Consider the following 24,875-nt stretch of genomic DNA (forward strand, 5'->3'; position numbering starts at 1 on the left):
TTAGTGATATTAGGTGTGTAAAATTCTAATATTTATTACATTTGATTGTATATGAATGTATTCTTCAATAAGTGGTATAAGAACCATGCCTTAGTCTATAAGATTTTGTTGTTTATTGTAACAACATTATTTATAGTATATCTTTTTCCTAAAACAGGAAAATTCAGGTATTCCTTTGAGAAAGGGAAGCCTTGGCAATCCGAAAACTTATACGCTCCTTTTAATTTTGCGATTAAGAAATCTCAAGCTGAATTAAATAAAGAGAAAAATGAAATTAAAAGCCGAAGTCTTGTCTATTTTGAACTGAATAAAGATACTAAAGCTGAAGTTCTGTCTGATTATTTGGTGCGGTTTAATCAGGTATTTAAGGACTCGAGCGCTTTTAATATTGAAAACTCTCAGCTCTATAAAAAAGGAAAAACTATAGTTAGTGATCTTTACAATTCTGGCATATTAGATTCGGATTATAATTACGCTGATGATAGACCTGTAAAATTAGCAACTTCAAATAAGGTAGAAAAAGAGACCGAATACGGAAGCTTATTTGAATTGAGTAATCTAAGACATCGGGTAGAATCAGACTTAGGGAATTCAATACCAGAAGATGTTAAAAAACGTATGCTATCCGTCTTTTTTGATGTTATACAACCCAACATTAAACTCAATAAAAGCTTAACAAAAAAGGCATTAGAGGAAGAGTTGTCTCAGGTCTCTTTAACAAGAGGTCGCGTAGAAAAAGATCAACTTATTATTACTAAAGGACAAGTTATTGAAGAGTCTCAGTATGATATTTTGAACTCTATAAAATCGGAATATGAATCTCAAGTTTGGAATTCTGCGAATTACAATTGGGTACTTATAGCTTATACATTATTGGTTGCCTTGGCACTTCTCATGTTGTTATTATTTCTAAGAAAATATAGAAAAGAGGTCTTTTTGAATAACACAAAAGTGACGTTTTTATTTTTCAATATTGCTTTAATGATATTGCTAAGTACCTTAGTCATCAACTTTAATTCGCAATTTATTTATGTGGTTCCGTTGTGTATTCTACCACTGGTTTTAAAAGCGTTTTTCGACGCGAGGTTAGGTTTGTTTACACACGTACTTACTGTATTGCTTTTAGGTTTTGTGGTTCCTAATAGTTATGAGTATATGTTTCTTCAGATTATAGCTGGTATGGTGACTATATTGACGGTTTCGGAATTATATAAAAGAGCAAATCTATTTATTTCAGTAGGTCAAATAACATTTATATACATTATAGCATACTTTGCTTTTTTTGTGATTCATGAAGGGCAACTCACAGGATTAAAATTAGAAACCTTTGGATTATTTATCTTGTGTGGTTTAGCAACACTTTTTGTGCAGCCTTTAATTTATATTTATGAAAAGATCTTTGGGTTGGTATCCGATGTATCATTATTAGAACTTTCTGATACAAACTCAAAACTGTTAAAGGAATTATCTAATCGCGCTCCTGGAACTTTTCATCATTCTTTAAACGTTGCTAATTTAGCCGAAGCATCTGCCAACGAAATTGGTGCAAATGCGATGTTGATTAGGGTAGGAGCTTTATACCACGATATTGGTAAGATGAACAATCCTACTTATTTTACAGAAAATCAGAGTACAGGAATTAATCCGCATGATGAATTATCCAGTAAGGAAAGTGCAAAAATTATTATTGATCATAGGTTAAATGGTATTGAAATAGCAAAGAAATATAACTTACCAGATCGTGTTATTGATTTTATTAGAACACACCATGGAACAAGTTTGGTGTACTATTTTTATATGAAGGAAAAAGCGACGAACGAAAATGTAGATATAAAAGATTTTACGTATCCAGGACCAACACCATTTAGTAAAGAAACAGCAATACTAATGATGTGCGATAGCGTAGAAGCGGCTTCTAAAAGTTTAAAAGAACCTACAAGTACAAAGATTAACGATTTTGTAGAAAACATAATTAACAAACAAATGGAAAGTGGTCAGTTTTTAAATGCTGATATTACATTTAAAGAAATTCAATCAATAAAAAAAGTATTGAAATCTAAGTTGGCTAATATTTATCACCTTAGAATAGAGTATCCAGAATAGCCTTAACAGGTTCGATATTAAACAAGATATATTCAACTAAAACGAATCCCTACTTTCTTCATAGGGAGTGTTTTTTTTAAATTATAATCCTAATCTATAAAACAAGAAACATAAAACTCGTTTAAACCTTTTTATATTCTTAAATGAATTGAAAAAGTATAAACGAGTTTTATGATTTAAAAACAACTTTTAATGTTTCACTAAAAGTTCAAAATGCTTTTTAACATAAGCTTCTTTTTCAGGCTTGGACATATTATCAGCGGATTCAACATCGATATTAATAGCTTTAAAATGTAAATCTTTTTTCAACAGATTATATAGTTCTTTTTTTGCATCAGTTGGACCAAATAAAAGCACATTATTATAGTTTAAAATAGCATCTGAAATACTTTTATAATAAGCTTTGGTCAGTTCTTGTTCTTTATTATGCATGGAACTTTCACCTTTTTGTAATGCCTCTTCTTTGGTATCAAAAGTAAATTGTGATACTATAGAACGACAATTTTTAGAGTCATTTAAATCAATTAAATTAGCTTCAGCATGACTCATGTAAATGCCTAAGTTTTTTTGAATTTTCATATTTTTAAATTTATAATTATGATACCAAATATTAATACATCTACTTTTTTAAAATAGCATTAAGTACTTCAGCTTTATCCATTTTTTTAGTACAGAAAAACCAATCTTTACAATCTAAACCAGCTGTGTTTGTCATTCGTTCTTCTGCAACACCACAAGAACCAGCAGGAGAAACAATAACATCATCTCCTGGATTCCAATCAGCAGGAGTTGCCACATTAAATTTATCTGCGGTTTGCATAGCAATTAAAGCTCTGTAAATTTCATCAAAATTTCGTCCTAAGCTTAAAGGATAATAAATAATGGCTCTAATTATACCATTTGGATCAATAAAAAAGACAGCTCTCACAGCTTGTGTTTTACTTTCGTTGGGTTGAACCATACCGTATTTTTTGGCTACTTCCATGCTAATATCTTCAATCAATGGGAATTTAACATCGATATTTTTTAAGCCATTAAATTCAATTTTCTCTCTAATGGTTCGTAACCAAGCGATATGGCTATATAATCCATCAATGGATAAACCAACTAATTCGCAATTGGCTTTATTAAATTTTTCTTCAAGGTGTGCGAAGGTTATAAACTCTGAGGTACAGACAGGTGTGAAATCTGCTGGATGACTAAATAGGATAACCCATTTACCTGCATAATCTTCAGGGAAATCAATATTTCCTTGCGTTGTAACTGCTTTAAAACATGGAGCTTCATCACCAATTCTTGGCATTGGTGTTATCTGTTCTTGTGATTGTATCATTTCCATAATGTCTGTTTTTATATTTGATAAGTATAAAATTAAGACATAGTTACACGACTCTAAATGACCTGTGTCAGTTTCGATTTTAATTCGCGCTTTTGTAGATATTTAAAGCGTAATAATGCAGCAACATAACCTATTAATAATAAAATGAGAAGCTGAATAATTTCAGTTCTGTACAAATAATTGTCAACACCCATTATGGTTTGTTTTTTTAGAAATTCGAAATAAGGTTTTAGCGGAATAAGGTTTGAAATAAATTGTAATACCCAAGGCATTTCTTTAAAAGACCATGTAATTCCTGTAATTAAAAAAACAGGATAGGATGTAAAAGCCATTATTTCCATAGCTCTAGCTTGAGATTTAAAAAAGCTTGACACAAACCAGCCATAAAATATAGCCGCAATAAAAAATAATATGGATACAATAATTAATGAAAATAAACTCCCATTTATAGGTAAATCAAAAATAGGATATGCCACTAAAAATGTAAGTAACATGTAAGCGGAATAGAGTAAAATGTAGAAGCCTGTTTTTCCCAAAATATAATTAAGAAAATTATATTCACTTTCCTTGAATCGTAATGCTACTTGATTTTTTTCACGATCTAGTGCGACACTTTCAGAGAAACCGATTAATAATGTTTGATGTAAAATAAGTATCAATAATGCTGGTAACAAAAAATTACCATAATTATTAGTTGGATTGTAAACCGCATTAATTTGTGCTGTAATAGGTTGGGCTTTTTTTACTGCAAGTGATGGATTTATACCTTTAGATTCAAAAAAGGTCTCTCGAGATTTTTCAGCATATTCCATAGCCACCAAATTAACGGCCTTATTAACATCGTTGGAAGACAAAAATTTCGAATTATTGAGAATTAAGGCTATTGGAGTACTTTCATGAGCTTTTAATTTTTTTTCAAATCCTTTAGGAATATGAACTAATGCTTGTACATCAAAGCTATTAAAGCCATGTTTAGCTTCTGCGAGATTGTTGCAAGCCTGTATTATTTTTATTTTTTGAGTCGCATTAATTTTATTTAAAAACGCTTTACTGCTCTGCGATTGATCGAGATCTACAATACCTACACTTACTTTTTCTTCATCTTTATTAAAATAGGTGGAACCCATCAGTGCAAAATAAAGTAATGGAGCTGCCAATAAAGCCAATAGAATACTATGGTCATTGTAAACTTGTGTAGCTTCTTTTTTGAGTAATATCCAAATGATTTTTAGGTTCATAACGTACTCAGTTTAGGTGGCAGGAAAATGTGTTTTCTGTTTACAATTAATCCGAGAATAATTATGAATACAGCAATAGCTAGAAAAATAAAGAGTTTTTGAATTTCGGGGAGTATAAATTTGAATGGTGTATTGAGCTGATAAATTTTAAGAAAGCCCGTTAAAAAATGTGTATATGGAATTACTTGCGCATACAAGGAATTAAACCAAGGCATCGCCCAAATAGGAAAGGTAAATCCGCTAAATACAAAGGCAGGAGAATTGTAAAAAATAGCCACGTCGAGTGCTATTATTTCATCTTTTAATAACAATGAAATCCCGAAGCCAAGGGCAATATTAACCGTAAGAAATAATAAAAGTAATACAAAGAGCGAACCAATATTACCATAAATAGGAATCCCAAAAACAGGAAACACAATAGCCAAAAGGAAACCACATAAACTGAGTCCAAATACCATATATGCTAAATATTTCCCCAGAATCATGGACCAAATGTTCCCATTCGCCATCGCATATAAATTAGTATACGTATTTAACTTCCATTCGTTATTAAAAGCTCTTGACGCTGTAAAAAATAGAATCATTTGAATTAAAACGGTGGCTAAACCAGGTAATAAATAGTAAACATAATTGTATTCAGGGTTGCCTAAAACCTTTGTGTTTATATCAATTGGCATTACAGTTCCTAATATTTTATTGGGATTTATACCAAGAGGAGCTATGTTTTTAACAACAACAGCAGCACTTAGTAGTTGTGTAACTTGCGATGCTGATTTGTACAACAAATTTCCAAAAACAATGTTTGTAGAATTTGTATAGATTTTTATCTGTACAGGAACATTCTTAAGGACATCTTTATGAAAATCCTTTGGAATATAAAATATGCCTTGAACTTCATTTTTAACAAATACGTTTTCTATGTCATCTTTTGAAGACATATAATACGTGATTTTTAAGTTGGGTGAAGCTTCTAAATAACGAATATAAGTACGACTTAAAGTACTATTATCATTATCATAAACAGCAATAGAAAGGTCTCTTATTGCGCCTTTGTAGTAAATAGAACCCAATATAAAGAATACCACAACAGGAATGATTAGAAATAAATTTCTAGCCGACTTTTGTTTAGATAATCGTAGTAGTTCTCGTTTAAAAATATGGTAAAAAGCCCAAGTCATGGATTGCTATTTATTTTATAATTTGAATAGACATTCCTGGTCGTAATTCTGCTATGCGCTCTTGTGGTTTTAGATGGATTTCAAAAGATTTAAGCTCATATTCGCCTTTTGCTTTTATAGGCACCCAAGTTGCAAAATCTGCCATTGGTGAAATATAAGTGACTTTAAAATTGATTTCATCATTACCTAAACCTGGTACTTTTGCTTTGTAAACGGTATTCATTTTAAAATCGGATAAATCATCTTCTCTCACATTAAAAATGGCATATATTTTCTCTGGAATTTGAACAGTTAATAAAGGATAACCTGCAGCAATAACTTCACCTTCTTCGGCAATTTGATTACTGATGATTCCAGAAGTAGGCGCAATGATCTTTAATTCATCATAAAAAGCTTCCACTTCATTAAACGCACTTTGGGCACTTTCATAACTTCCTTGAGCGGCTTTAATATCTTCTTTTCGAGTCCCTTTTTTTCCCATTTCCCACATCGATTTTGCTGCATTCATTTGTTCTTTTGCAGCATCAAATTTAAATTGTACTTCATCTATTTCCTGTTTTGAAATGATACTATCTGCATAAAGCGCTCTGTAACGTTTATAGCTTTTCTCGGCAAAATCAAACTGACTTTTAGCCATTAAATATTGATTTTTAAGCGCATTAACTTCTTCTATACGAGCACCTGTTTTAGCTTTTTCAATTAGAGAACTTGCTGCTTTCACCATACCTTCTGCTTGCCCTTTTTTAGCATCCAAAATATCCGGTTCTAATGTGGCTAAAACTTGTCCTTTTTTTACCGTATTTCCTTTTTCGATTAAAATGGAATTTACGCGTCCTGAAATTTCTGAGGATACATTAACCTCTGTCGTTTCTAGCATACCAACATAGATATCTTGTTCAGCTGTGTTAGATTCTAAAAGAAAATAGACAATAGAGAACACTATAATTAGAATAGGAATTGATAATATGATGTGTGATTTTTTCATAGTAATTTTTGGTTACTTATAATTGGAATTATTTTTTCGGGCTGCCCAATGGCTGTGTATAAATTAGCGATGGCTTTATAATAACCATCTAAGGCAACGAGTTGTTCTATTTTTGATTTTTCGTAGAGTAAAGACGCATCTATAACATCAATAGATTTTCCCAAACCTTCTTCAAAACGTCTCGTATTAATTCTAAGGTTTTCTTTGGCTAGATTTACTGTGGTTATTTGGCTATTGTATAATTTTTGCTGGTTAAGCGTGTTCATATAATTACTTTCCACTAGTAACCTAATCTGTTGCGAAGCATAGGCTTTTGCATTCTTAACTTCTGCGCGTAAATGTTTGCTAACTTTCAGTTTATTAACATCTTTAAATCCGTTAAAAATATTGAGTTGCGCCTGAACACCAACGATGAATTTTGGTGGTACAATGGGCAAATCTTCACGGAACATATTGTAAGTTCCAAAAGCAGCGATATTGGGCATGAATTTAGATTTTTCAATGGCATAAGACTGTTTTGCCATGATTTCTTTTTGATCTATCAATTCTAAAAGCGGTTGACTTGTGTTGGCTGTGTCTAGAAGTTTGTTAAAGTCAAAATACAAATCTTGGTAACCAATACTGTCCATTGTTTTTAATGGTATAGAATCGGGCAAATTCATTGTAGTACGTAATGCCATTTCTGCTAATTTCAACCTGTTTTCATCATTATTAAGGTCTTTTTCGGCATCTGCTACAGCTACTTTTGCTCTTAATAAAATATGCTTAGGAAGTATCTCTAATTCAATAGCACGTTGGGTTTGTGCTTTGTGTTTTTGCATGCCATTATAAACTTGCTGACGTGTTTTGATCACCTGTTTTAAAAGTGCCACAGTAAGATATCTATCGATAAGCTCATTGGCAATATCATCTTTTATTTGTTTCAGTTCTATTTCTGAATATTCTAGTTCGGCTTTAGCATAGCGCTTTGCAGCATTAATTTTTCCACCTGTAAATATTGGCTGTGTTGCAGTGATCGCAGCTGTTGAAAACTGTTGGTTATCAATAACCATATTTGGATACGCAGGAAATTGCCCTAGAACGTCTACCAAAGTACTGTATGCACTCTCTGCAGACACACCAGATAAACCAATTTGTTCGCCATAAGCTTGCACAAATGCGGCACTGTATTTTCCACCTAAGGCATCTAAAGAACTTTGAACTTGAGATGTATTTACTTCCATGTTTTCACTCAAATACGTATAGCCACCAATAACATTGATAGATGGCAGAAAATTACCTTTAGCAGCTTTGTCTTCATAAAATTTTTGTTCTACACGTTCCGCATAACGTTTTATTTGCTCGTTATTTTTGTAGCTTATCATCAGGGCTTCAGAAATGCTTATTTCATTATTTTGTCCGAAACCATAAATACTACAAAACATAAGTATGGTGTAAATGATTTTTAGTTTGTGTTCCGAAAATATAGAATTCCAATGTTTCATTTGTATACAGAATGATCAGTGAGAAATTTTTTATAAAATTACTATTCATATTGAAAAATAAACATGATCTAAGTCAGTCTTTAAAACTAAAGAAAGGATTTTTTCAGCGATTCAAAATTTCAAAATTTCGATGTTGTGCTTTAATAAATCTACAGTGCGTATCGTAAAAGAAATGTCATTAAGATGATTAAGGTCATTTTAGTTATAAACTATGTACTCTAATTTTGTTTATCTGTAGAATGCGGATATAATCGTATAAAAAAATATAGAGCTCACAGATATTGCAGATTTGGATGATGCTATAGAGAAGACTGAAGATGACTATATAAAACAGGTGTATAAAAAATTGTTGGCAGCATCACATAATCACCTCAATGTTTTTAACAGACAGTTATCTAGATATTGATTTTAAATAGGATTAAACATATGATAGGTTAATTAAATTAAAATTACAGTTATAAAATAATACTACTATTCTCATGACGATAGCGCTTATTATATACTTTCTTTTAGCATTCGTTTTAATGGGTAAATTATTGCTTTATGGGATTAGACCAACAAAAACTTTAGCTTGGTTGTTGGCCATTTTTACGATTCCAGTTGGAGGTATGCTTTTTTATTTTGCATTAGGTCGTAATAGAAGAAAAAACAAATTCTACATTTTAAAAAGGACAAGATCAATTTCAGAATATCTAGATAAAGTTGAAGGCTATTATAAAATCATAGATTCTAATTCCGAAGTTCCTATTATTTTAAAGCGTCATATAAAGCTCGTTAAATTAATTATTAAAGGCTCAAACTTTGTTCCAACTGTAGGAAATGAAATAAGTCCGCTTAAAAATGGAGCATCTACATTCGAAGCCATTTTTAAGGCCTTAGAAATAGCTAAAAAATTCATTCATATTCAATATTACATTTTTGAAGAAGGAGATTTAGCCGAAAAGTTTAAATCTATATTAATTAGAAAAGCTAAAGAAGGAGTTAAAGTACGTTTCCTTTATGATGCTTTAGGAAGCAGAACATTGAGTAGCACATACATTAATAGTCTTAAAGCAGAAGGTATAGAAGTATTTGCTTTTTTACCCATGCGCTTAGGCCGATTTCTATCTTCAATAAATTATAGAAATCATAGAAAAATTGTCATCGTCGATGGTCTTTATGGGTTTACGGGAGGCATCAATGTTGCTGATAAATACATCTCTGGCGATACTAATTTAGGAAATTGGTACGATATGCATCTAGAACTAAAAGGAGCTGTGGTAAACAGTTTACAAGCTGTTTTTGCTATGGATTGGAGCTTTGCAAGTGGTACAGATCATTTATTAAATACAGACTATTTTATTAAACATTCTAACGAAGGCAATTCAATAGCACAAGTGGTTGCAGGAGGGCCAGATTCCGATTTTTCTGCTATACAACAGCTCTATTTTTCAGTAATCAATAGTGCCAAGAAGTATATTTATATTATTAATCCGTATATAATTCCTGGAGAAGCGATAAAGGAGGCGTTACAAGTAGCAGCAATGAGTGGAGTAGATGTTAGGTTGTTGCTTTCTGCAAATTCAGATAGTCTTTTGGTAAAATGGACAGTTCGTTCAAATTTTGAAGATTTATTGGAATCAGGAGTTAAAATCTATTTATATCCTGATGGCTTTTTACATAGTAAAGTTATTATTTCTGATGATGAACTCTCTACCATTGGAACTGCAAATCTAGATATTAGAAGCTTTGAACAAAATTATGAAGTCAATATTTTAATGTATGATAAAGCCATTACAACTCAATTGAAACAAGACTTTTTAAAAGATTGTAGAAAAAGTAATCAGTTACAATATGAGCAGTTTTCAAAAAGGTCAAATATAGAACGATTAAAAGAAGGCATTGCCAAAGTATTTAGTCCTGTTTTGTAAAGAACTGATAAACGTCATTCTCTATTTATAAGCAACAATGTATCTTTGTTTAAACCAACTTAGCAATATAATGAACATAGGTTTAGTACTTTCTGGTGGTGGCGCACGTGGAGCAGCTCACATTGGTGTTATTAAAGCATTAGAAGAACATAATATATTTCCAACACATATTTCAGGTACAAGTGCAGGAGCTATTGTAGGTGCTTTATATGCTGCAGGTGTTAATTGGTCTGAAATATTAAATTTCTTTAAAACAATTCCTCTTTTTCATACGAGTAGATATGCTAGAAACAAACCTGGGTTTTTAAATTCAGCAAATTTTTATGATGATCTTAAAACCTACTTTCCTGAAGATAGCTTTAGTGCCTTAAAAAAACCAATGTTTATTGCCGCGGCGAATATCATAGATGGTAGTTCAAAGATTTTTAGTAAAGGACAACTTATAAAACCTATTATTGCTTCGGCATCATTTCCAGGTGTTTTTACACCAACGGAAATCAATGGTAAATACTACGTAGATGGAGGAACTTTAAATAATTTTCCGGTAGAACCTTTAAAATCTTCTTGTGATAAAATTATAGGTGTGTATGTTAATCCGTTAAAGGAAGTTAGCATTAACGATTTAAAACATTCCTATTCTGTAATTGAGCGCGCTTATAAAATAAAGGTTGCTGCAGAATCCATGAACAAATTTCCAGATTGCGATTTAATCATAAGTCCACAAGAATTAGTGAATTATGGCACTTTTGGTATGAATAATATGGATGCCATTTTTAAGTTGGGATACACAGCTACCAAGTTAGCTTTAGAAGGAAATAAATTATTAATAAATAATAAACTAAAAATAGACTGATCAAGGTCATTTTAATTAGAATAACATTCATCTAGTTTTGCAATCTATATGGATAGCAACAACATCAAATTACCATTTAATTTAGATTCTTGGATTACTTTTAGTCTAGTAATTTTAGGCTGTATTATACTTGGTATAGTCTCTCAATGGATTCTTTTTTCATTGATTAAAATTTCTAAACGGAGAAAGCCAACAGTTTTAAAAGTGCAATTAATCAAGTATTTAAAAGCACCAGCACTATTTCTGTTTCCCATACTCTTTGTTTTTAGTTCACTTAACTTTTTAGATATAAATGCTATTTGGCACAAGATTATTGAAAGCCTAATTATCATTAATTTCTCATGGCTTTTAATTGCATCAATAAATGCAGTAGAAGAAATTGTAAAACAAAAATTTACAGTTAATGATATACACTTGGTAAAAGAAAGAAAAGTATTGACGCAATTGCGTTTTATGAAGAACCTTTTAGTAGTTATAATCATTACGCTTGCTGTGGCTACTATTTTATGGAATATTCCTTCAGTTAGAAAATTAGGAACTACCATACTTACCTCTGCAGGTGTTATAGGAATTATAGCAGGAGTTGCTGCTCAAAAATCAATTTCTAATCTTATTACAGGATTTCAAATTGCATTTACCCAACCCATAAAAATTGATGATGAAGTAGAAATAGAAGGAGAATTTGGAACTGTAGAAGACATTACACTGACTTATGTTGTGATTAAAACTTGGGATTGGAGACGCTTGGTAATTCCTCTTAATTATTTTAACGATAGTGCTTTTATTAATTGAACGTTTAACTCGGAGGAATTAATTGGAACCGTCTTTTTTCACGTCGATTATATGTTTCCTGTAAATGAAATAAGACAAAAATTTTTAGAAATTTTAAAAAGTGATGATTTGTGGGATAAAAACGTAGCCGATTTAGTTGTTACTAAAGCAGCTATAACAACAATGGAATTACGAGCTACTTTTAGTGCAAAAAATGCTTCAGACATATGGAATTTGCGCTGCAATGTAAGAGAGAAATTGATTGTTTTTATTCAGAAGACTCATGAAAACGGTTTACCTATAATTAGGTTGAAAGAATTAAGCCAAACCTAAAATAGTTAATCTTAATTACCGTAAATTGAAAGCAAGCTATTGACCACTGAAAACGATAAACATAGTACATGAAATTAGATTCTCTAATTAATAATTTACCAAATTTATTTTACCGTGTAAAGAACGATAAAAATTGGACTGCAGAATATATTAGTGAAGGCTGTTATAAGTTAACAGGTTATAAAAGTGAAGAATTTATAAATAAGGATATTCACTTAGGTCAAATTATTTTAGAAGAAGATCGGGATAGAGGTTGGCATCTAGTCCAAGAAGCAGTGGCTAAAAAAGAAATATTTAATATTGAATACCGTATAAAACATAAAAATGGAACTATTAAGCACTTTTGGGAACAAGGTCAAGGTATTTACGATTCAAACGATCTTTTAATTGCCATAGAAGGTTTTGTGCAAGATATTACAAAGCAAAAAGAAATAGAATATCAGTTAAGAGACAGTAAGGCCAAATACAAGGCCTTATTGGAAGCGATGCCAGATATGTTATTTATTCAAGACTTAGAGGGTGTCTATACAGATAGTTTTACACCAAAACCTGAGCAATTATTTATGTCTCCAGACAAAATTATAGGTAAAAACATGAAAGATATTTTACCTGCTCACGTTTATGATATTATTAAAAACGGACATGATTTAGCTATTGCAAGTGGTGGTGTAGAAGTTGCAGAATATAATATTACCAATAGTAACGGAGAGCATTTTTTTGAGGCACGAATGGTGCATTTAAATCAGCATGGTGTTTTAACTATTGTTAGAGATATTACTGAGAGAAAGTTAGCAAAAAGTCAGTTTACAGAAAGTGAACATAGAAATAAGGCCATGTTGCAAGCTATTCCAGATTTTCTATACGTTCTCAATAAAAAAGGTATGTATCTAAGTGCACATGCACCAGATAATTTAGTACTTCCTGAGCATAGAAAAGATCTGGTTGGTTTAACCATCCATGATATTCTTCCTAATGAACTTTGTGAAAGAATAATGAAATCCCTTTATCTTAGTGAGGAAACTAAGGAAACTCAATTTTTAGAATATTCATTTTTAGTTAAAGAAGAATTACATTATTACGAAGCTAGAATTGTAGCAAAAGATAATGGTAAGTTTTTAGTGATTGTGCGTGATATTACTGAAAGAAGAGTAATGGATGATATGCTCTATCTTAGAAACAAAGCCTTAGAGGCAGCATCAAGTGGTATTATAATTACAGATGCACGACAACATGACAATCCTATTATTTATATAAATGAAGCATTTGAGAAAACTACTGGCTACCAAAGTGCCGACTTTATAGGTAAGAATTGCCGTTTCTTGCAAGGGGATGACTTAGACCAAGAAGAAATTAAAATTATGTCTTCAGCAATTAAAAATGGAGACTTATGTAATGTGGTATTACGAAATTACAGAAAAGACGGTTCGCTCTTTTGGAATGAAGTATCGCTCACGCCTATTTTTAACAAACATAACGTATTAACTCATTTTATTGGTGTTCAAAGAAATGTTACGGCTCGTAAAGAAGAAGAATTTTTTAAAAATGCCATACAAAACGTGATGGATATGATTATTCAAGACGAGCCTTTAGAACAAATTGGTAATAAAATAATTGAAACCATTGAAAATGCTATACCCAATTCAATAGGTTCTATTTTACTACTGAATAAAGAAAAAACTACATTACATAAATTGTCTGCACCTCATATGCCTCCAACTTATAGCAAAAGTATAGATGGTATTGAAATTGGTGAAAAAGAAGGGTCATGTGGTACTGCAGCTTTTTTAAAAGAAGAAATTATTGTCTCAGATATAGCCACTAGTCCTCTGTGGGAAAAAAACAAGAAATTAGCATTAGAAAATGATTTAAAAGCCTGTTGGTCGTTCCCTATATTCTCTTCTAACAAGGAAGTCTTAGGCACATTTGCCATATTTTTTAATACTATAAGAGTGCCTTTAACAGCGGAGACAGACATTATTTATAATATTATACGTACAGCGAGTTTGGCAATAGAGCAACATAACACAAACATTGCATTAGAACGAAGTACAGATAAACTTGCAGACTATGCCGAAGAGCTTGAAAATGAAGTAGAATTACGTACCAATGAATTAAAACATATTGTTCAAAAATTAACAGAGTCTAATTTAAGTCTCGAAGACCAAATTCACGAAACCAAAGTGGCAGAAACTAAAATGCTACGCAATAAATTTTTATTAGATAATATCTCTCAAAATTTTCCCAAAGGATTTATAGTTGTAATAGATTCTGATATCCGAGTAGAGTTTATGGCTGGCGAAGAATTAGAAGAATTAGGTTTTAGCGATTTGGTAAAGAAGAAACCGACATTAGATGATTTTACCATGATGCCAAAAGAGATTCTGGTTGATTTTAAAAACTATGTAAAACGAACATTTAAAGGAGAGCATTGTTCTTTTGAAGTTGATTATTTAAACAAAACATTTCTAGTTAATACCACACCTTTAATGAATGACAATAACAAGATTAAACATGTCTTGTTTGTATATAACAATATTACGCTACAAAAATCAGCGGAACTTAATGTTCTAAATTCCTTAAAAAAAGAACAAGAACTGAGCGAGCTAAAATCACGTTTTATATCCATGGCATCTCATGAATTTAGAACACCGCTTAGTGCAATTTTATCTTCGGCCATTTTAATAGAAAAATTAAATGCACCAGGAAAAGAAGAGAAAAGAATTAATCATGTATCAAAAATTAGATCTAATGTTAAAAACTTAGTCGTTATACTCAATGACTTTTTGTCGTTAAGTAAACTTCAAGAAGGTAAAGTGAAAGCACAACCTTCAACCTTTGATTTTATTGTGTTTTCCAAATCTATAATTCAAGATATGGAAGGCATTAAAAAGCGAGGACAAAAAATTAATATTAAGAGTGAAGAACCTCATATCGAAGTGTATTTAGATTCAAAATTAATGCAGCATATTATTTTCAACTTGTTATCTAATGCACTTAAATATTCAGATGAAAACACAACCATTATTTTTGAGATAGAAACAGATCAACAGCAATTATTTATAGAAATAACAGATCAAGGTATTGGTATTCCAAAAGAAGAAATAGATAATATGTTTCAACGCTTTTATCGCGCCAATAATACAACCAATATTCAAGGTACTGGTTTAGGATTAAACATTGTAAAAGAATACACAGAACTTATGGAAGGTAGCATAAAGATTAAAAGTGAATTGCATATAGGTTCTACTTTTTATGTTACGTTTCCATTAAATCTAAGAAAAGATGAAAAAAATACTATTCATTGAAGACAATAAAGATGTTAGAGAAAATACAGCCGAAATTCTCGAATTAGAACATTACGAAGTTTCCACTGCCGCAAATGGCATCATAGGAGTGGAAAAAGCAATCCAGGATATTCCTGATATTATATTATGTGATATTATGATGCCAGAGCTAGATGGTTATGGTGTGTTTGAAAAGTTAAGCACCAATCCTAAAACGGCTAGTATTCCATTTATATTTTTAACGGCAAAATCCGAGAAAGCAGATTTAAGAAAAGGAATGAATCTTGGAGCAGATGATTACTTAACCAAACCTTTTGAAGAAACGGAATTGTTGGAAGCAATAGAGTGTAGAATTAAAAAAAACAATTTTTTAAAGAAAAAATACTCAAAAAATATACAAGGTATTAATGAATTTCTAAACGAAGCTTCAGAATACTTAAATCTCGAAGAACTTGCAAAAGAACGTGATTTTGAAAACTACGATAATAAGGAACGTATTTATGACGAAGGCAATGCGGCACATCACATGTATTTTATACAAAGTGGGAATGTAAAAACATATAGAACAACAGAATCTGGAAAAGAATTTGTTACAGGTATGTATAGTGCAGGCGATTTTATTGGGCAATTATCCTTACTTGGCGATTCTGGTATTTATATAGAAACCGCTAGTGTTTTGGAAGAAGCTGAGGTTTGTAGTATTCCTAAAGCAGATTTTACTAAGCTTTTGTTTCAAAACAAAGACGTTTCTAATAAGTTTATTGGGATGATTTCTAATAGTTTAATCCATCTACAAGAACATTTGGTAGATATGGCATTTGCGACTGTAAGACAAAGAACAGCAAAAGCGCTTTTAGAATTAGATGATAAAGGCATGATGATAAATGAAGATCATGATGGTATTAGTATTCCAAGGGAAGATTTTGCAGGACTTATTGGAACAGCTACAGAAACAGCGATTAGAATGTTAACCGAGTTTAAAAATGAAGGATTAATAGGTGTAAAGCCTAATAGAAAACTGGTGTTATTAGATAAAGTAGCTTTAAAAAATATTACTGAATTTGGATAATAAAAGTTGAATTAAAAACTTACTTTTTCTATTAAGTTATACTGTTATTTATTTAAAGTATATCGTCTTCTTTATGCCCTTTTAGTTTTTGAAATAAATAATTTTTCAAAAACATTAATAGGCGCTCTTGTAGTAAACCTTTAAATTCAGTCTTAATATTAGTCGCTGTAAAACTATTTTTAGAACTATTTAAACTCAGTTTTATACGTTGCTTATAAATCTGCTTTTCTAGACTCAAAATCTTTAACTGATGATCTATGTCTGCAAACGAATTATAACTATTTGGTATCATCTTTTGTAAAATAATAATTAGAAAATTTTCTTATCAAAGGAGTATTAAGCTTAGTTCTAAAGACGTAAATCAATATAACAACTAATACATAAAACAAACCTACAATTAGAAAACCATAAAATGTATTCTCTAAAATTTGGGCTAACTTAAAAGCAATTGCAAAAGAAATGACCAATAAAGCAATAGAACTTAAAGCACCTATAATTAGTGTTTTGGTAATAAAAATAATACCAATCATAAGTGCTTTAAAACTTTTAAGCTTAATGTAGTCTTCACTGCTTTTTATATAGCCATGAATATTATCATCAGTCTCTAAAATGCTTTCTTTTAATGCTTCAAAAGCCATAATTAGTTTCTTTGAAGATGTACATTTTTCTTTTTAAGATCTTCTAACTTAGTTTCTAAAGCCGAAATTATATCATCTGCCTTGCCGCTCATGTTAGAAATGGTGTCGTCTAGCGTTTGTTCAAATTCGTCTTTTTTGTCATTTACCGTTTTAGTAAGTTCTTGTTTGGCATGAGAAACACGATTAGCAATATCATGTTCCAAATCCTCCGCTTTTTGTTTAATTTTTCTTCTGGTTTCTGTGCCCTTATCTGGTGCATACAAAATTCCAATTCCTGCACCTATTGCTGCTCCTGTTAATAAAGCTAATAAGGTGTTTTCGCTATTTCTTGTCATGATTCTATGTTTTAAAGGCCTACGATATATAATGGCAGGCAGATTAATAATTTAATTATATACTTCAAAATTAGGACTAATATCATAAGATTAGAATGACCTAGGTCAGTCTGTTATAAATTAAAATAGTCTAAAAAAAAGGTGGATTGATATAGGTCATTTCACAGGTTTAATTATCACATTAACTTAGCTATACAATTGAGATTAATAGTGCTAGTAGTAAAATACAGATGAAGAATAGAGTAGAAGATATAAATGATAAACGTGTTTTATTAAAGTCATTTCAATCCATTAATCAAATTGAAAATATTGTAAAACAAATTTGTAGTTCAGAGATGGATGATATTCAGATTTCGGTATTAGGGAAAGTTGAAGACGTCAATTTAGATACAAATTTTTCAGATTCATGGACGGAATTAAAATCGTACTGTTCAAATAAGTTACGTCTAACTTCAAATTTTGGAATGGTTTCTAACGCAGAGATTGGTACGTATTTTATAGCAGGATTTTTAGCACCTATGTTTTTGCAAGAAATTAATGGTAAAACTATAGGAGCTATGTCTGCTGGTTTTTATGGGATCTTAGGAGGTTTAGGTATAGATCAAGAAAATGTTTCGGATTACTCAAAAGCATTAAATAAAGGAGATCTGATACTTATAATTAGAGGTAATAAAAGTGAAATATCTAAATTAAAACCATTGATAGTTTAGATTTTGTTTGATTCAATTTTATTAAATTAGAAATGTTTTTAATGTTATTGAGAACATTTTATAGCAGTAAGATTTATTAATGAGTACAAAAAATAATGTATTACACATAAAAAAAAGGAAGCCAAACAACCACGGACTTCCTTTTTTTTTGGAACTTATTAATATAATTTAATAAGTTCACTTATTGGTAAATCGCTTATAAAAAGCTAAAATAAATATAGTGTTAGTTACAGTATTTCCTTTATTTAATACTGTAGGACTTTAAAATTTTGCCTTTTCCATCCATAAAGACTACCATTTTTGAATCTTCTTTTACTAGGTTTAGTTTGTATCGTTCTTTTTTCTGTTTGTTACTAAAGTGTGTCATTTTATAGTGGTCTTTTGTAATAGTCCAACCAGAGAAATTGTCTGCAACACTTCTTCTAACGGCAATGTTAGGTGCTACGTTTTTTAAATGCTCAACGGTACTTTGTAGCTGACCTTTTTTATTGTAGGTTGCATTTATTCTACCTTGCTTACCTTTTAAAATTACTTGGTAAGTATCGTAGTCTTCATTGTTATCAATGTCTTCATTTACATAGACATCTTCTTCAATAAACTCAATAGGTAAAGCATAAAACTCAACCACTTCTAAATCCCCAAAATCAGTAGCGATCACTTCTATGATTGCTGTAGGCATTTCTTCTTTTTTGATTTTTTCTTTAAAAATCACGTCTTGACCATAAGATTGAATTCCCAATCCTAAAAAAAATAGGCCTAAAATAATTTTTTTCATTTTTTTAATATTTAAAGTTTTATTTAAATTCAGTTCTGTAATTAATAGTATAAATCTAAAGCAGGATTTTGATGGTGAGAATGACTTGGGGCAATCTTAGATATTTATTTTTAAGCGATTTCCAATTCATTTTTCACTTCATAAACACCAGGCGCATAATAAGCTGTTTTTTTAGCTTCATCTCGTTCTGAAATAGAATGGACTTTACCTTTTAGTTTTACAGTATGTCCATCGACCTCTACAGTAATATTTTTAGACTCTAGGTCTGCTAATCGTTCAAAAGCTTTTTTTATTTTATCTTTAATTTCAATGGGTTTTACTATTGGTTTTATAGAGATAGAATTAGTGACACCATGTATACCATTTAAATCTTCAATAGCATTTTTTGCAGATGTTTTTTGATAATCCCATTCAACCTCACCTGATAAATAAACCCATCCATTTTCAACTTTTATTTCAATTTCATTTTGAGGAACAGAAGAATTCCAGGTTAAAGCATCAATAGCAATTTTGGCAATCTCTGCATCTGTTTTTTTGTGCTGCATTCCATACTTTATAGTGATTTCTTCAGCAATAGCTTTTACTCCAGAAACCCCTTTTACAGCATTTTCTACTGTACGTTTTTTGCTGTAGGTATCTACAATGCCACTAAGAGTTACAACGCCGTTTTGGACAATGACACCAATTTGAGTTTCATCTATGTTAGGCTGCCAACTTAATTCGGCAAGAACATCTTCTTTTATACTAAAATCTGATTTCATAATATTCTAATTTTTAATTAAACATGCTCAAAATTACTTCAGAGTATTAAGTTCCTAAATGATGTAAGTCAGCCTTATATATTTTTAAGGACTGACCTAGGTCATTCTAAATGGCTAAAGGCATCCTTAAATTTGAAGTATATAATCACGTATAAAAAATTTCAAAATGAACAGTCTAAAATATTATGAAAGTAAAAAAGAATTTAATGTATTTGTAGCAAGTACGTTTTCGGATTTAAAGACTTATAAACTCGAAAACAAACAAGCAGCCTTCAATGAATTATTATTTACAGACTTGTACGAAGTAAAACGTTTCATCATTAAAAGATTAAGTACTGCTTTAACCAAAGGAAATCTTCCTCACGGCAAATACAAAGCAGATGATTTTATAGATCAACTTTTTATTGAAGTCTATGATCATTTTGAAGACGTTGAAAACGAAAAGCAACTATATCCTTGGTTATTTAAGAAAGCAAATGATTTGTTAGATAATGTTATTACAGAAGAAAATTTTGATGATTCTTTTCTTAAAAATATAGATGATTATACCAAGCCAGAATGGGATGCCATGGAGGAAAAATATAGCACAGATGCTAACGGTCATTTATTGATGATTGAAGAATTAGACGATATGTCTTACAACCATAACGACTACACTTTAAATCATGTATTTATAGAAGATGACGAAAAAGATTGGATAGAAAAAATAGACAAAGATTTAACTGCAGAAGAGATTCAAAATCATATCTCTATGGTGTTGTATTACTTGCCGTTAGAAGTCCGAACTGTTTTCCAATTATCAATTGTTCAACATCTAGAATTGGTTGAAATTGCTGAAATACGAAACATTACAATTGAAGCTGTAAAACTACATTTAGCGACGGCAAAAAAAGCGCTTAAAGTCAGTTTACTCAATAGATATCCTTTAAAATAAGAAATCACTTTGTAAGATGAACTATAAGGATTATTACAAAATATTAGGCGTTAATAAAGATGCTTCAGAAAAAGACATCAAAAAAGCCTATCGGAAATTAGCAGCTAAACACCATCCAGATAAAAATCTAGATGATAAAGCTTCCGAAGAAAAATTTAAAGAAATTAATGAGGCTAACGAAGTCTTAAGCGATAAAGAAAAGCGTGAAAAATATGATACGCTTGGCTCTAATTGGGAAGCCTACCAAAACACAGGAGATGATTGGAGAGATTATGCCAATCAAGCTAACCAAAGAAAGAGTAGGGGAGACGGTTATTCTTATCAAGGAGATCCTTCAGGATTTTATGGTCAAGGCGCTCAAGGTGGAGACGATTTCTCAAGTTTCTTTGAATCCTATTTTGGAGCAGGAGGACGTTCTGCAAGAGGACAACGACCAACACACTCAGGAGGAGACACGCAAGCCGAAATGCCCATTACACTTTTGGAAGCTTATGAAGGAAGTAAAAGAACTTTTGAAATTCATAATGAAAAGTTACGGATTACCATTAAAAAAGGAGCTTATGATGGTCAGCAATTAAAAATAAAAGGCAAAGGCCAATCAGGTGCTCAAGGTGGAAAAAGAGGAGATTTATATATCATTTTAAAAGTACAAGCAGATCCTAGATTTGAAAGAAGAGGAGATAACCTGTTATACAATGCTTCAGTAGATTTATATACCGCCATTTTAGGTGGAAAAATAGAAGTGCCAACATTTACAGGAACTTTAAAAATAACAGTTCCCAAAGGTAGCGAAACAGGAAAAACACTTAGACTTAAGGGAAAAGGAATGCCAAAGTATAATAAGCCAACAACACATGGAGATTTGCTTGTTAAATTAAATGTAGATCTGCCTAAAACACTCACTAAGGAAGAGGAAGAATTATTTAAAAAATTACAAGATTTAAGAACAACTCAAACGGTAAATTAAACACAAATTAAAACTATAAAATCATGGACACATTAATTTCAAACCCAAAAGAGCAATATTTATTAGGTGCAGGACTAGATGTTTTACACTTTGAAAGCAGAGAGTGGCTAGATACTATTGACTTGTATAAAGATGAAGTTCGTTTTTTTGAAGACTTATTAACTAAAAAAGAAATTTCAAAAAAAAATAATACAGACTATGAACAAATGCTGAAAAATCTTGATAAAATTCATAAAGATTTGTTTGAAGATTTAGAAGAAGCCATCATAAAACACGAACAATTATTATCTAGAATAGAACTTTCAGAACAAGGATTATCTGATAATAACTATCGAGAAAAACACCAAGAAATTGGCTTAAGAATGAGCACATTTACAAAGGATTTTAAAACTTTTAAAAGAATCGTTTTTAATTATGCAAAAGGGCTTTAATAACAAATAATCCAACTATTAATTTACTTAATCCAATATGTGAATTAATAGTTTGGTTTTAAAATTAAAAACAGATGAAAGGCGATTTTAATAAAATAGTAAATGAAAAAACACCTGTTCTGGTAGATTTCTTCGCAGAATGGTGTGGACCTTGCAAGGCGCAATCTCCAGTTATTAAAGAGCTAGCACAAGAAGTAAATGGTAAAGTACGTGTTATAAAAATAGATATAGATAAAAACCAAGCAGTAGCACAGCGTTACAATGTTAGAGGAGTACCAACTTTGGTTTTATTTATAGAAGGTCAGATAGTTTGGAGACAATCTGGTGTACAAAGTAAATCGCAACTTTTAGATGTTATAAAACAGCATACATCTGTATTGGGTTAACTATTAATTAAAAAAAAGACATTATGGAATTAGCAATTTATACAACAAACTATGACGTAACAGATACGGTTCAAAATTTTATGAATATCTATTATGCGACAAACATGCCATATTTGGCAAGCGATCTTTTAAAGAAAGGATTAACACCAGTTCAAATTTCTGATGCTGTCAGTGCTGCCATTAAAGTGATTAATGCTTCAGGTATTGCTGCTCACAAACATTTTATGCCTGTTTTTAGTAGCTTAAAGGAAGGAATTGTTCAAGATTGTAAACTTTCTGATATTGGATATGGTTTGGTATTGATGAATGCAGAGAAAAGTTTACCAGCTGTTAGTGAGTTTCAAATGGATATTTTAAATAATTTTTTAAAAGTGCATTAAAGATTCAATCGGTATCAAATTTTAGATATATAAAGCTCCTTCAGTATTAACTTTAATTGTTCTTTAGAACTATAATTAACACTGAAAGAGAAGTTTTGTTTTGTTTTTTTTAGATTGTATTCATAGTTATTTCAATAGAAAAATAGCTTCTTAAAATTCAGGATAGATTAATACCCTATGACATTTAACTCATTAATTACAATATGAACACCAGGAGCTAAATAGGCGGCGTTTTCGGCGGCTTTCTTTTCTGCTATGGAATGTACTGTTCCGTTTAATTTTACGAGACCATCTGTGTTATCTACTGATATAGCATTGGCATCAATATCTGCGGAACGAATAAATGCTTTAGCTATTTTCTCTTTTATATCAAATGGCTGTAGACTTTTTTTTATGGTGATAACATTGTTTATCCATTTTACACCAATAATATTTTCTGCAACACGTTTTGCAGCATCTTTTTGGAAAGCAAAGTTGACTTCTCCAGACAAGTTAACCCAACCATCTCGTACTTCAATTGAAATTTTATTTTCTGGTACTGCAGTATTCCATTCAAACGCTTTAACAATGGCTTTGCTAATCTCTAAGTCGGTTTTTTGGTATTTTGTTCCATACTTAACTTGGATATCTCCTGCTAAAGCTTTTACACCTTTTACGCGTTTTATTGCTTTCTCCGCGGCTACTTTTTTCTGATAATTATCAAGAACACCAGTAAGCATGACGGTTCCATTTTCTACAACGACTCCAATTTGAGTTTCATCTATATTTGGTTGCCATTCAAGTTCTTCTAATACATTTTTTTTAATATCTGAATCTGTTTTCATGATCTAATGAATTAATCTATTATTTATTTATACGACTTTCAATCTAAGCTCAATTTATTTCAAAAAATCTAAATCTTGAAAAGCTGGATTAGGATATTTATAGAATCCTTCGCCTGTAGAAACTCCTAATTTATTTTTATCTATAAAGTTCTCTTTGAGGTATTTTACGGTTTCAATTTTTAAAGGATCATTAGTTTTATCAGCTTCTATTTTATTAATGTTATAGGCTGTAGTAATACCAACAACATCCAAAATAGCAAAAGGACCTAATGGTGCACCTGTTGCTTTCATCCAAGTTTTATCTATAGTTTGAGGCTCTGCAACTTTATTTACCAATAACGCAGTTGCAGCACTTAATAATGGTACTAATAGTGAATTTAAAATATAGCCAGGTTGTTCTTTATGCAAAGGCAAGGCTAACATGCCAATCGCTTTGGCAAAGGCAACTACATCTTTGAAAACTTTTGGGTCGGTTTTAGGATGTCCCATAATTTCTGCTGTGTTATGAATCCATATGGTGTTCGCAAAATGTAATGCCAAAAATTGAGAAGGTCTTCCTGTAGCGTCTGCAAACTCACTTGGTAAAAGTGTTGAAGAGTTAGTAGCAAACACCGTTTTCTTAGGTGCCACTTTTGCCAATTTATAGTAAAAATCTATTTTAATTTTTGGATTTTCTGGTACGGCTTCAATGAGCAAATCAGCATCTTTAACCGACTCGGCTAAATTAGACGTATAGTTTAAGTTTTTAAACGTTGCATCAATTTGCTTTTGTGTTGCATTTAAATCTCTTTGATAAGCTTCACTTAAGATATTAAATTTTGTTTTAGCTTTTTCTAAATTTTCATCTGTGATATCATAAACGGTAACTTGAAATCCATGAAATGCGGTTTGAAATGCTATTTGGTATCCCAAAACACCGCTTCCTGCTATGGTAATATTTTTATAGTTCATTTTTATAGTTTTTTTGTTTTTGTGACTTCAGTTTATATTATGTTGAACCTAATACTCTTAATAGATATTCAATATGCAAGGTTTATTTTAGTTGAATTTCTCTAAAGTTTTTTTACCACCTTAACTCTTTTAATACCAATTGTTTTGCGTCTAAGTCGGTTCATCTTTTTAGATGACCGTTTAGTTGAATCATCAATGGTATACTACAAAATTAAGACAGTATCTTTTACTAAGTA

The 24,875-nt window shown here is 31.0% G+C and carries 27 protein-coding genes; 14 read left to right on the top strand and 13 right to left on the bottom strand.

The window, feature by feature from the left end:
- Positions 1 to 51 precede the first annotated feature (51 nt).
- Positions 52 to 2,103 (top strand): HD family phosphohydrolase, encoded by a 2,052-nt coding sequence (locus HM981_RS08790; protein ID WP_179338418.1) that lies wholly within the window; start codon positions 52 to 54, stop codon positions 2,101 to 2,103.
- Positions 2,104 to 2,292: 189 nt separating this feature from the next.
- Here the strand turns inward: HM981_RS08790 and HM981_RS08795 are convergent, their stop codons facing one another.
- From HM981_RS08795 to HM981_RS08820, 6 genes are read right to left on the bottom strand one after another with little or no spacing between them, the layout of a single operon-like run.
- The gene (locus tag HM981_RS08795; protein WP_179338419.1) at positions 2,293 to 2,682 is read right to left on the bottom strand and encodes a hypothetical protein; all 390 of its coding nucleotides are present in this window, start codon (positions 2,680 to 2,682) and stop codon (positions 2,293 to 2,295) included.
- A gap of 40 nt (positions 2,683 to 2,722) precedes the next feature.
- Entirely contained in the window at positions 2,723 to 3,442 is a 720-nt protein-coding gene (locus tag HM981_RS08800) for a peroxiredoxin (protein ID WP_218846360.1), read from the bottom strand.
- 53 nt (positions 3,443 to 3,495) lie between these two features.
- Complete coding sequence (locus HM981_RS08805; protein ID WP_179338420.1) at positions 3,496 to 4,680, bottom strand: ABC transporter permease; 1,185 nt, start codon at positions 4,678 to 4,680, stop codon at positions 3,496 to 3,498.
- Positions 4,677 to 5,858, bottom strand: coding sequence for an ABC transporter permease (locus tag HM981_RS08810; protein WP_179338421.1), 1,182 nt, complete (start codon positions 5,856 to 5,858; stop codon positions 4,677 to 4,679). The genes HM981_RS08805 and HM981_RS08810 overlap by 4 nt, the downstream gene beginning before the upstream one ends.
- Before the next feature lie 10 nt (positions 5,859 to 5,868).
- Complete coding sequence (locus tag HM981_RS08815) at positions 5,869 to 6,843, bottom strand: HlyD family secretion protein (protein ID WP_179338422.1); 975 nt, start codon at positions 6,841 to 6,843, stop codon at positions 5,869 to 5,871.
- Positions 6,840 to 8,327 (bottom strand): TolC family protein, encoded by a 1,488-nt coding sequence (locus tag HM981_RS08820; protein ID WP_179338423.1) that lies wholly within the window; start codon positions 8,325 to 8,327, stop codon positions 6,840 to 6,842. Before HM981_RS08820 ends, HM981_RS08815 begins: the two co-directional genes overlap by 4 nt.
- 265 nt (positions 8,328 to 8,592) lie before the next feature.
- On the opposite strand from HM981_RS08820, the gene HM981_RS17585 reads away from it, so the two are divergent.
- From HM981_RS17585 to HM981_RS08855, 7 genes are all read left to right on the top strand, one after another.
- Positions 8,593 to 8,733, top strand: coding sequence for a DUF2202 domain-containing protein (locus HM981_RS17585; RefSeq protein ID WP_394351707.1), 141 nt, complete (start codon positions 8,593 to 8,595; stop codon positions 8,731 to 8,733).
- A 73-nt stretch (positions 8,734 to 8,806) separates the two neighbouring features.
- Complete coding sequence (cls, locus tag HM981_RS08830; protein WP_218846363.1) at positions 8,807 to 10,237, top strand: cardiolipin synthase; 1,431 nt, start codon at positions 8,807 to 8,809, stop codon at positions 10,235 to 10,237.
- 70 nt (positions 10,238 to 10,307) lie between these two features.
- Positions 10,308 to 11,090 (top strand): patatin-like phospholipase family protein, encoded by a 783-nt coding sequence (locus HM981_RS08835; protein WP_179338425.1) that lies wholly within the window; start codon positions 10,308 to 10,310, stop codon positions 11,088 to 11,090.
- A 48-nt stretch (positions 11,091 to 11,138) separates the two neighbouring features.
- Positions 11,139 to 11,882, top strand: coding sequence for a mechanosensitive ion channel family protein (locus HM981_RS08840; protein ID WP_179338426.1), 744 nt, complete (start codon positions 11,139 to 11,141; stop codon positions 11,880 to 11,882).
- A gap of 51 nt (positions 11,883 to 11,933) precedes the next feature.
- The gene (locus HM981_RS08845; RefSeq protein ID WP_179338427.1) at positions 11,934 to 12,194 is read left to right on the top strand and encodes a hypothetical protein; all 261 of its coding nucleotides are present in this window, start codon (positions 11,934 to 11,936) and stop codon (positions 12,192 to 12,194) included.
- 68 nt (positions 12,195 to 12,262) lie between these two features.
- The gene (locus HM981_RS08850; protein ID WP_179338428.1) at positions 12,263 to 15,499 is read left to right on the top strand and encodes a PAS domain S-box protein; all 3,237 of its coding nucleotides are present in this window, start codon (positions 12,263 to 12,265) and stop codon (positions 15,497 to 15,499) included.
- Positions 15,477 to 16,547, top strand: a complete 1,071-nt coding sequence (locus HM981_RS08855) for a response regulator (RefSeq protein WP_179338429.1) — start codon at positions 15,477 to 15,479, stop codon at positions 16,545 to 16,547. The genes HM981_RS08850 and HM981_RS08855 overlap by 23 nt, the downstream gene beginning before the upstream one ends.
- Positions 16,548 to 16,599: 52 nt before the next feature.
- Here HM981_RS08855 and HM981_RS08860 read toward each other — a convergent pair whose 3' ends face one another.
- Genes HM981_RS08860 through HM981_RS08870 form a run of 3 tightly spaced genes read right to left on the bottom strand, consistent with a single transcriptional unit; the run spans position 16,600 to position 17,520 of the window.
- A complete protein-coding gene (locus HM981_RS08860) occupies positions 16,600 to 16,839 on the bottom strand; it encodes a DUF6327 family protein (RefSeq protein ID WP_179338430.1) in 240 nt (79 codons plus the stop codon).
- The gene (locus HM981_RS08865) at positions 16,826 to 17,185 is read right to left on the bottom strand and encodes a hypothetical protein (RefSeq protein ID WP_179338431.1); all 360 of its coding nucleotides are present in this window, start codon (positions 17,183 to 17,185) and stop codon (positions 16,826 to 16,828) included. The genes HM981_RS08860 and HM981_RS08865 overlap by 14 nt, the downstream gene beginning before the upstream one ends.
- Before the next feature lie 2 nt (positions 17,186 to 17,187).
- Positions 17,188 to 17,520, bottom strand: coding sequence for a YtxH domain-containing protein (locus HM981_RS08870; protein ID WP_179338432.1), 333 nt, complete (start codon positions 17,518 to 17,520; stop codon positions 17,188 to 17,190).
- A 230-nt stretch (positions 17,521 to 17,750) separates the two neighbouring features.
- On the opposite strand from HM981_RS08870, the gene HM981_RS08875 reads away from it, so the two are divergent.
- Positions 17,751 to 18,230 (top strand): hypothetical protein, encoded by a 480-nt coding sequence (locus tag HM981_RS08875; RefSeq protein WP_179338433.1) that lies wholly within the window; start codon positions 17,751 to 17,753, stop codon positions 18,228 to 18,230.
- A gap of 241 nt (positions 18,231 to 18,471) precedes the next feature.
- Here HM981_RS08875 and HM981_RS08880 read toward each other — a convergent pair whose 3' ends face one another.
- Together HM981_RS08880 and HM981_RS08885 are read right to left on the bottom strand one after the other, a co-directional pair.
- Positions 18,472 to 19,005, bottom strand: coding sequence for a hypothetical protein (locus HM981_RS08880; protein WP_179338434.1), 534 nt, complete (start codon positions 19,003 to 19,005; stop codon positions 18,472 to 18,474).
- 110 nt (positions 19,006 to 19,115) lie between these two features.
- Entirely contained in the window at positions 19,116 to 19,766 is a 651-nt protein-coding gene (locus HM981_RS08885) for a BON domain-containing protein (protein WP_179338435.1), read from the bottom strand.
- 166 nt (positions 19,767 to 19,932) lie between these two features.
- On the opposite strand from HM981_RS08885, the gene HM981_RS08890 reads away from it, so the two are divergent.
- From HM981_RS08890 to HM981_RS08910, 5 genes are all read left to right on the top strand, one after another.
- Positions 19,933 to 20,700, top strand: a complete 768-nt coding sequence (locus HM981_RS08890) for a sigma-70 family RNA polymerase sigma factor (RefSeq protein ID WP_179338436.1) — start codon at positions 19,933 to 19,935, stop codon at positions 20,698 to 20,700.
- Between the two features lie 16 nt (positions 20,701 to 20,716).
- Positions 20,717 to 21,667, top strand: coding sequence for a DnaJ C-terminal domain-containing protein (locus tag HM981_RS08895; protein ID WP_179338437.1), 951 nt, complete (start codon positions 20,717 to 20,719; stop codon positions 21,665 to 21,667).
- Positions 21,668 to 21,690: 23 nt separating this feature from the next.
- On the top strand, positions 21,691 to 22,098 hold the full coding sequence (locus HM981_RS08900; RefSeq protein WP_179338438.1) for a hypothetical protein: 408 nt from the start codon (positions 21,691 to 21,693) through the stop codon (positions 22,096 to 22,098).
- A 74-nt stretch (positions 22,099 to 22,172) separates the two neighbouring features.
- Positions 22,173 to 22,484 carry a thioredoxin gene (trxA, locus tag HM981_RS08905; protein WP_179338439.1) on the top strand — a complete coding sequence of 104 codons (312 nt, stop codon included), beginning with the start codon at positions 22,173 to 22,175 and terminating at the stop codon, positions 22,482 to 22,484.
- Positions 22,485 to 22,507: 23 nt separating this feature from the next.
- Complete coding sequence (locus tag HM981_RS08910; RefSeq protein ID WP_179338440.1) at positions 22,508 to 22,864, top strand: hypothetical protein; 357 nt, start codon at positions 22,508 to 22,510, stop codon at positions 22,862 to 22,864.
- 167 nt (positions 22,865 to 23,031) lie between these two features.
- Here the strand turns inward: HM981_RS08910 and HM981_RS08915 are convergent, their stop codons facing one another.
- Both HM981_RS08915 and HM981_RS08920 read right to left on the bottom strand, forming a co-directional pair.
- The gene (locus HM981_RS08915; protein ID WP_179338441.1) at positions 23,032 to 23,688 is read right to left on the bottom strand and encodes a BON domain-containing protein; all 657 of its coding nucleotides are present in this window, start codon (positions 23,686 to 23,688) and stop codon (positions 23,032 to 23,034) included.
- Positions 23,689 to 23,742: 54 nt separating this feature from the next.
- Positions 23,743 to 24,639: a 3-hydroxyacyl-CoA dehydrogenase gene (locus HM981_RS08920; RefSeq protein ID WP_179338442.1), complete on the bottom strand. Its 897-nt coding sequence runs from the start codon at positions 24,637 to 24,639 to the stop codon at positions 23,743 to 23,745.
- Positions 24,640 to 24,875 lie beyond the last annotated feature (236 nt).

It is taken from the genome of Winogradskyella ludwigii (assembly GCF_013403985.1).
GTDB lineage: Bacteria > Bacteroidota > Bacteroidia > Flavobacteriales > Flavobacteriaceae > Winogradskyella > Winogradskyella ludwigii.

Coding starts and splice junctions, on each gene's coding strand:
- HM981_RS08790 (WP_179338418.1), top strand. CDS start 52: ATGAATGTATTCTTCAATAAGTGGTATAAGAACCATGCCTTAGTCTAT.
- HM981_RS08795 (WP_179338419.1), bottom strand. CDS start 2,682: ATGAAAATTCAAAAAAACTTAGGCATTTACATGAGTCATGCTGAAGCT.
- HM981_RS08800 (WP_218846360.1), bottom strand. CDS start 3,442: ATGGAAATGATACAATCACAAGAACAGATAACACCAATGCCAAGAATT.
- HM981_RS08805 (WP_179338420.1), bottom strand. CDS start 4,680: ATGAACCTAAAAATCATTTGGATATTACTCAAAAAAGAAGCTACACAA.
- HM981_RS08810 (WP_179338421.1), bottom strand. CDS start 5,858: ATGACTTGGGCTTTTTACCATATTTTTAAACGAGAACTACTACGATTA.
- HM981_RS08815 (WP_179338422.1), bottom strand. CDS start 6,843: ATGAAAAAATCACACATCATATTATCAATTCCTATTCTAATTATAGTG.
- HM981_RS08820 (WP_179338423.1), bottom strand. CDS start 8,327: ATGAAACATTGGAATTCTATATTTTCGGAACACAAACTAAAAATCATT.
- cls (WP_218846363.1), top strand. CDS start 8,807: ATGACGATAGCGCTTATTATATACTTTCTTTTAGCATTCGTTTTAATG.
- HM981_RS08835 (WP_179338425.1), top strand. CDS start 10,308: ATGAACATAGGTTTAGTACTTTCTGGTGGTGGCGCACGTGGAGCAGCT.
- HM981_RS08840 (WP_179338426.1), top strand. CDS start 11,139: ATGGATAGCAACAACATCAAATTACCATTTAATTTAGATTCTTGGATT.
- HM981_RS08845 (WP_179338427.1), top strand. CDS start 11,934: ATGTTTCCTGTAAATGAAATAAGACAAAAATTTTTAGAAATTTTAAAA.
- HM981_RS08850 (WP_179338428.1), top strand. CDS start 12,263: ATGAAATTAGATTCTCTAATTAATAATTTACCAAATTTATTTTACCGT.
- HM981_RS08855 (WP_179338429.1), top strand. CDS start 15,477: ATGAAAAAAATACTATTCATTGAAGACAATAAAGATGTTAGAGAAAAT.
- HM981_RS08860 (WP_179338430.1), bottom strand. CDS start 16,839: ATGATACCAAATAGTTATAATTCGTTTGCAGACATAGATCATCAGTTA.
- HM981_RS08865 (WP_179338431.1), bottom strand. CDS start 17,185: ATGGCTTTTGAAGCATTAAAAGAAAGCATTTTAGAGACTGATGATAAT.
- HM981_RS08870 (WP_179338432.1), bottom strand. CDS start 17,520: ATGACAAGAAATAGCGAAAACACCTTATTAGCTTTATTAACAGGAGCA.
- HM981_RS08875 (WP_179338433.1), top strand. CDS start 17,751: ATGAAGAATAGAGTAGAAGATATAAATGATAAACGTGTTTTATTAAAG.
- HM981_RS08880 (WP_179338434.1), bottom strand. CDS start 19,005: ATGAAAAAAATTATTTTAGGCCTATTTTTTTTAGGATTGGGAATTCAA.
- HM981_RS08885 (WP_179338435.1), bottom strand. CDS start 19,766: ATGAAATCAGATTTTAGTATAAAAGAAGATGTTCTTGCCGAATTAAGT.
- HM981_RS08890 (WP_179338436.1), top strand. CDS start 19,933: ATGAACAGTCTAAAATATTATGAAAGTAAAAAAGAATTTAATGTATTT.
- HM981_RS08895 (WP_179338437.1), top strand. CDS start 20,717: ATGAACTATAAGGATTATTACAAAATATTAGGCGTTAATAAAGATGCT.
- HM981_RS08900 (WP_179338438.1), top strand. CDS start 21,691: ATGGACACATTAATTTCAAACCCAAAAGAGCAATATTTATTAGGTGCA.
- trxA (WP_179338439.1), top strand. CDS start 22,173: ATGAAAGGCGATTTTAATAAAATAGTAAATGAAAAAACACCTGTTCTG.
- HM981_RS08910 (WP_179338440.1), top strand. CDS start 22,508: ATGGAATTAGCAATTTATACAACAAACTATGACGTAACAGATACGGTT.
- HM981_RS08915 (WP_179338441.1), bottom strand. CDS start 23,688: ATGAAAACAGATTCAGATATTAAAAAAAATGTATTAGAAGAACTTGAA.
- HM981_RS08920 (WP_179338442.1), bottom strand. CDS start 24,639: ATGAACTATAAAAATATTACCATAGCAGGAAGCGGTGTTTTGGGATAC.